The sequence below is a fragment of the Candidatus Streptomyces philanthi genome (assembly GCF_059553635.1).
In genome coordinates this window covers 1-6,209 of sequence record NZ_JCANQV010000320.1, presented here as the reverse complement: position 1 = coordinate 6,209, position 6,209 = coordinate 1, and the positions used below count along the sequence as shown (strand labels likewise).

General features: G+C 72.1%; 4 protein-coding genes. All 4 read left to right on the top strand.

The features are described 5' to 3' along the window. Positions 1-1,841, top strand: a 1,841-nt coding sequence (locus tag AC51EU_RS25785) for a peptidoglycan D,D-transpeptidase FtsI family protein (RefSeq protein WP_496269471.1), incomplete at its 5' end; no start/stop codon positions are given. A gap of 18 nt (positions 1,842-1,859) precedes the next feature. Next, positions 1,860-3,575 carry a UDP-N-acetylmuramoyl-L-alanyl-D-glutamate--2,6-diaminopimelate ligase gene (locus tag AC51EU_RS25780; RefSeq protein WP_496269470.1) on the top strand — a complete coding sequence of 572 codons (1,716 nt, stop codon included), beginning with the start codon at positions 1,860-1,862 and terminating at the stop codon, positions 3,573-3,575. Between the two features lie 62 nt (positions 3,576-3,637). Continuing rightward, positions 3,638-5,068, top strand: coding sequence for a UDP-N-acetylmuramoyl-tripeptide--D-alanyl-D-alanine ligase (locus AC51EU_RS25775; RefSeq protein ID WP_496269469.1), 1,431 nt, complete (start codon positions 3,638-3,640; stop codon positions 5,066-5,068). 5 nt (positions 5,069-5,073) lie between these two features. Continuing rightward, complete coding sequence (gene mraY, locus AC51EU_RS25770; RefSeq protein ID WP_496269472.1) at positions 5,074-6,138, top strand: phospho-N-acetylmuramoyl-pentapeptide-transferase; 1,065 nt, start codon at positions 5,074-5,076, stop codon at positions 6,136-6,138. Positions 6,139-6,209 lie beyond the last annotated feature (71 nt).

The following is a 6,209-nucleotide window of genomic DNA, read 5'->3' as shown; positions in this document are numbered from 1 at the left end:
CCAAGGGGACGATCCGGCCCGGCAACCCGCGCCCCCGGCTGCGCCTCGTCGGCTTCGGGCTGGGACTGGTGATGCTGGTGTTCGCCGGCCGTCTCTTCCAGGTGCAGGCCGTCGACGCCAGCGCCTACGCGGCCAAGGCCAACGTCAACCGCTACGTCCCGGTGGTCCTGCCCGCCGAGCGCGGGACCATCACCGACCGCGGCGGCGTCGACCTCGCCACCACCGTCGACGCGTACGACATCACCGCCGACCCGAGCCTGCTGGCGCCCGACAAGACCAAGATCCCGGACGCCCCGCGGCGCGCCGCCAAGCTGCTCGCGCCGCTCCTCCACGGCGACGAGAACGAACTCGCCGAGAAGCTCGGCAGGTCCTCGTCCCGCTACGTCCTGCTCGCCCGCCAGCAGACGCCCCAGGTCTGGAAGCAGATCAAGGACACGCGCCGCAAGCTGGAGCGCGAGGCGGCCGCCGCGCCCCGCAGCGCCCCCCGCCCCAACGTCCTGGTCGGGATCTTCGCCGACCGGCACAGCAAGCGCGTCTACCCCAACAAGGACCTCGCGGCCGGCGTCCTCGGCTTCGTCAACGCCGAGGGCAAGGGCGCCGGCGGCCTGGAGGCCCAGCTCGACAAGCAGCTCGCCGGCGAGAACGGCAAGCTGGTCTACGCCCAGTCCGGAGGCCGACGGGTGCCGACCGCCGACACCCAGGAGCATCCCGCCGTCCCCGGCACGGGCGTCGAGCTGACCCTCGACCGCGACATCCAGTGGATGGCCCAGAAGGCCATCAGCGAGCAGGTCGCCAAGTCCAAGGCCGACCGCGGCTACGTCGTCGTCCAGGACACCCGGACCGGGCAGATCCTGGCCCTGGCCAACGCCCCCGGCTTCGACCCCAACGACCTCACCAGGGCGAACCCCTCGGCGCTCGGCAACGCGGCGCTGACGGACGCGTTCGAACCGGGGTCCACCAGCAAGCTGATGTCGATGGCCGCCGTCCTGGAGGAGGGCGCGGCCACCGCCGCGACCCGTGTCACCGTGCCCAACCGGCTGCACCGTGGTGACCGCCTCTTCTCGGACGACATCGACCACGCCACCTGGCACCTCACCCTCAACGGTGTCCTGGCCAAGTCCAGCAACATCGGCACCATCCTGGCGACCGAGCAGCTCGGCAAGACCCAGGCCGAGGCGAACCGGGTCCTCTACTCCTACCTGCGCAAATTCGGCATCGGACAGCCCACCGGCCTCAACTTCCCCGGCGAGACCGACGGCATCCTGGCCAAGCCGGGGGACTGGAGCACCTCGCAGCAGTACACCATCCCGTTCGGCCAGGGCCTGTCCCTCAACGCCGTCCAGGCCGCCTCCGTCTACTCCACCATCGCCAACGGCGGCGAACGCATCGCCCCCACCCTCGTACGCGGCACCACCGGGCCCGACGGCCGCTACACCGCGGCCCCCGAGCCCGCGAAGACCCGCGTCGTCAGCGAGAAGACCGCGTCCACCCTCGCCGCCATGCTCGAATCGGTCGTCGACGACCGGGAGGGCACCGGCGCCAGGGCCAAGATCGACGGCTACCGGGTCGGCGGCAAGACCGGAACCTCCAACCGCGTGGACCCCAAAACGGGCAAATACCATGGCTACACCGCGTCCTTCGCCGGCTTCGCGCCCGCCGACAAGCCCCGCGTCACCGTCTACTGCGCCGTCCAGAACCCGACCAAGGGCAGCTACTTCGGCGGCCAGGTCTGCGGCCCGATCTACCAGCAGGTCATGACGTTCGCGCTGAAGACCCTCCAGGTCCCGCCCAGTGGTGACAAGGCGCCGCGGCTGCCCGTCACCTTCACGCCAGGCGAATGAAATCGAGGCAACATCGCCGTGACGACCATCACTGCCCACGCCACCCCGGACCCCGGCGCCGACCCCGCCCCGCGGCCCTCGCTTCGCCCCGGGGCCGCCGCGCCCGGTACGCTCACCGCCGTGTCACACGCTGATCAGTCCCCCAAGCACCAGCAGGACGCACCCGGCGCATACCCGGGGGCGCCCCGCCCCGAGAAGGTCCGGCCGACCCCCCTGGCGGACCTCGCCGAGCAGCTGGGCACGCCGGTCGCGGCCGGCGCCGCGCCCGGTGTCACGGTGACCGGCATCACCCACGACTCCCGGGCGGTCCGCCCCGGTGACGTCTACGCCGCGCTGCCCGGTGCCCGCTTCCACGGCGCCGACTTCGCGGCTCAGGCCGCCGACCTCGGCGCCGCCGCGATCCTCACCGACCCCGTCGGCCGCGAGCGCGCCGCCGCCACCGGCCTGCCGGTCCTCGTCGCCGACGACCCGCGCTCCCGGATGGGCGCGCTGGCCGTCTCGATCTACGACGCGCCGGGCGAGGACCTGCTCCAGATCGGCATCACCGGCACCTCCGGCAAGACCACCACCGCCTACCTCGTCGACGGCGGGCTCCGCGCCGCCTGCGCCGCGGGCGCCCTCACCGGCCTGATCGGCACCGTCGAGACGCGGATCGGCGACGAGCGGATCAAGTCCGAGCGCACCACCCCGGAGGCCACCGACCTCCAGGCGCTGTTCGCCGTCATGCGCGAGCGGGGCGTCGAGGCGGTCGCCATGGAGGTCTCCAGCCACGCCCTGGTCCTCGGCCGGGTCGACGGCTGCGTCTTCGACGTCGCGGTCTTCAACAACCTCAGCCCGGAGCACATGGAGTTCCACTCCGGCATGGAGGACTACTTCCAGGCCAAGGCCGCCCTCTTCACCCGGGCCCGCAGCCGCGCCGGCGTCGTCAACCTCGACGACGAGTACGGCCGGCGGCTGGCCGCCGGCGCCTCGGAGGTCCCGGTCACCACCTTCTCCGCCGAGGGCCACCCGGACGCGGACTGGCGCGCCGACGACGTCGAGGTCGGCGCGCTCGGCTCGACGTTCACCGTGCACGGCCCGCACGGCGAGAAGCTGCGCGCGGCCTCGCCGCTGCCCGGCCCGTTCAACGTCGCCAACGCGCTCGCCGCGATCACCTCGCTGATCGTCGCCGGTGTCGACCCGCAGACCGCCGCCGACGGCGTCGCCGCGGTCCCGGGTGTCCCCGGCCGGCTGGAGCGCGTGGACGCCGGGCAGCCCTACCTCGCGGTCGTCGACTACGCGCACAAGACGGACGCCGTCGAATCGGTTCTGCGCGCCCTGCGCAAGGTCACCGAGGGCCGTCTGCACGTCGTCCTCGGCTGCGGCGGTGACCGCGACCCGCACAAGCGCGCCCCGATGGGCGCCGCGGTCGCCCGCCTCGCCGACACCGCCGTACTGACCTCCGACAACCCCCGCTCCGAGGACCCCCTCGCGATCCTCGCCACCATGCTCGGCGGCGCCGCCGAAGTACCCGTCCACGAACGCGGCACGGTCCTCGTCGAGGAGGACCGCGCCGCCGCCGTCGCCGCGGCCGTCGCCCGCGCCGAGCCCGGCGACACCGTGGTCGTCGCCGGCAAGGGCCACGAGCTGGGCCAGGACATCGCCGGAGTGGTCCGCCCCTTCGACGACCGACAGGTGCTGCGCGAGGCCATCGAGGCGTCGCGGGCACCGCAGCAGCCGAACCACCAGGGATGACACACCGCCATGCGCGCACAACCCTTCTGTAGGCACCTTCCGCCCCGCTCGGGAGGTGACCTGTGATCTCCCTGTCCCTCGCCGAGATCGCGGACATCGTCGGCGGACGGCAGCACGACATACCGGACCCGGGGGCCCAGGTCACCGGGCCCGTCGTCAAGGACTCCCGTGAGGTCCGCCCCGGCGCCCTCTTCGTGGCCTTCGCCGGCGAACGCGTCGACGGCCACGACTTCGCCGCGGGCGCCGTCGCCGACGGTGCCACCGCCGTGCTGGCCGCCCGCCCCGTGGGTGTGCCCGCGATCGTCGTCGACGACGTCGTCGCGGCCCTCGGCGCGCTCGCCCGCGCCGTGGTGGAGCGCCTGGGCACCGAGGTCGTCGCCCTCACCGGCTCGGCCGGCAAGACCAGCACCAAGGACCTGATCGCCCAGCTGCTCCAGCGGCACGGGCCGACCGTCTGGCCCGACGGCAACCTCAACAACGAGATCGGGCTGCCGCTGACCGCGCTGCGGGCCGACGGCACCACCCGCCACCTCGTCCTGGAGATGGGCGCCCGCGGCGTCGGCCACATCCGCTACCTCGCCCGTCTGACGCCGCCGCGCATCGGCCTGGTGCTCAACGTCGGCACCGCGCACATCGGCGAGTTCGGCGGCCGCGAGCGGATCGCCGAGGCCAAGGGCGAACTGGTCGAGTCGCTGCCCGGGGACGGCGTCGCGGTGCTCAACGCCGACGACCCGTACGTGAGGGCCATGGCCTCGCGCACCACGGCCCGTACGCTGCTGTTCGGCGAGGCGCCGGACGCCGACGTACGTGCCGCAAATGTCCGGCTCGCCGACGGCGGACGGCCCGCTTTCACGCTTCACACACCCTCCGGGTGCGCTGACGTGACCATGCGGCTGTACGGTGAGCACCACGTGTCGAACGCGCTCGCCGCGGCCGCCGTCGCCCATGAGTTGGGCATGCCCGTGGACGAGATCGCCGCCGCGCTCTCTGAAGCCGGCACGCTCTCCCGCTGGCGGATGGAGGTCACCGAGCGCGCGGACGGCGTGACGGTCGTCAACGACGCCTACAACGCGAACCCCGAGTCCATGCGAGCGGCGCTGCGCGCGCTGGTCGCCATGGGCGAGGCCCGGAAGGCCGCGGGGGGCCGCACGTGGGCGGTGCTCGGCGAGATGGCCGAGCTGGGCGAGGACGCGCTCGCCGAACACGACGCGGTCGGACGGCTGGCCGTCCGGCTCAACGTCAGCAAGCTCGTGGCAGTCGGCGGCAGGGAAGCGGCCTGGCTGCAAATGGGCGCCTATAACGAGGGTTCGTGGGGTGAGGAGTCGGTGCACGTGTCCGACGCGCGGGCGGCGGTCGACCTGTTGCGCAGCGAGGTGCGACCGGGAGACGTCGTGCTGGTGAAGGCATCCAGATCGGTGGGACTGGAGCGGGTCGCCGCGGCATTGCTGGACGAGGGCGTCGCGAACGCCGGGGGCGGGGCCGCGGCCCGATGAACTCGATGAAGCAGATCCTCTTCTCCGGAATGATCGGGCTCTTCCTGACCCTGATCGGCACCCCGCTGCTGATCAAGCTGCTGGCCCGCAAGGGCTACGGCCAGTACATCCGCGACGACGGTCCGCGCGACCACCACAGCAAGCGCGGTACGCCCACCATGGGCGGTATCGCCTTCATCCTGGCCACGCTCATCGCGTACGCCCTGACGAAGGTGATCACGAGCAGCGACCCCACCTTCTCCGGTGTGCTGGTGCTGTTCCTGATGGCGGGCATGGGTCTGGTCGGCTTCCTCGACGACTACATCAAGATCGTCAAGCAGCGGTCGCTCGGCCTGCGGGCCAAGGCGAAGATGGCCGGCCAGCTGATCGTCGGCATCGCCTTCGCCGTGCTCTCGCTCCAGTTCGCCGACGCGCGCGGACAGACCCCGGCCTCCGACCGGTTGTCGTTCACCCAGGACTTCGGCTGGCAGGTCGGCCCGGTGATCTTCGTGATCTGGGCGCTGTTCATGATCCTGGCGATGTCCAACGGCGTGAACCTCACCGACGGCCTCGACGGCCTCGCCACCGGCGCCTCGGTGATGGTCTTCGGCGCGTACACCTTCATCGGCATCTGGCAGCACCAGGAGTCCTGCGCCAACCAGATCACCGCGGGCCCCGGCTGCTACGAGGTACGCGATCCGCTCGACCTCGCCGTCGTCGCCTCCGCGCTGATGGGCGCCTGCTTCGGCTTCCTGTGGTGGAACACCTCGCCCGCCAAGATCTTCATGGGTGACACCGGCTCGCTGGCTCTGGGCGGCGCCCTCGCCGGCCTGGCCATCTGCTCCCGCACCGAGCTGCTCATCGCGGTGCTCGGCGGTCTGTTCGTCCTCATCACCATGTCCGTGGTCATCCAGGTCGGCTCGTTCCGCCTCACCGGCAAGCGCGTCTTCCGGATGGCACCACTCCAGCACCACTTCGAACTGAAGGGCTGGAGCGAAGTCCTGGTGGTGGTCAGATTCTGGATCATCCAGGGCATGTGCGTGATCGTCGGCCTCGGCATCTTCTACGGCGGTTGGCAGGCGGCCAAGTGACCACGCAGCAACCGGAGGACTTCACCGGCCGCCGGATCACCGTCGCCGGCCTCGGCGTGAGCGGCGCCAGC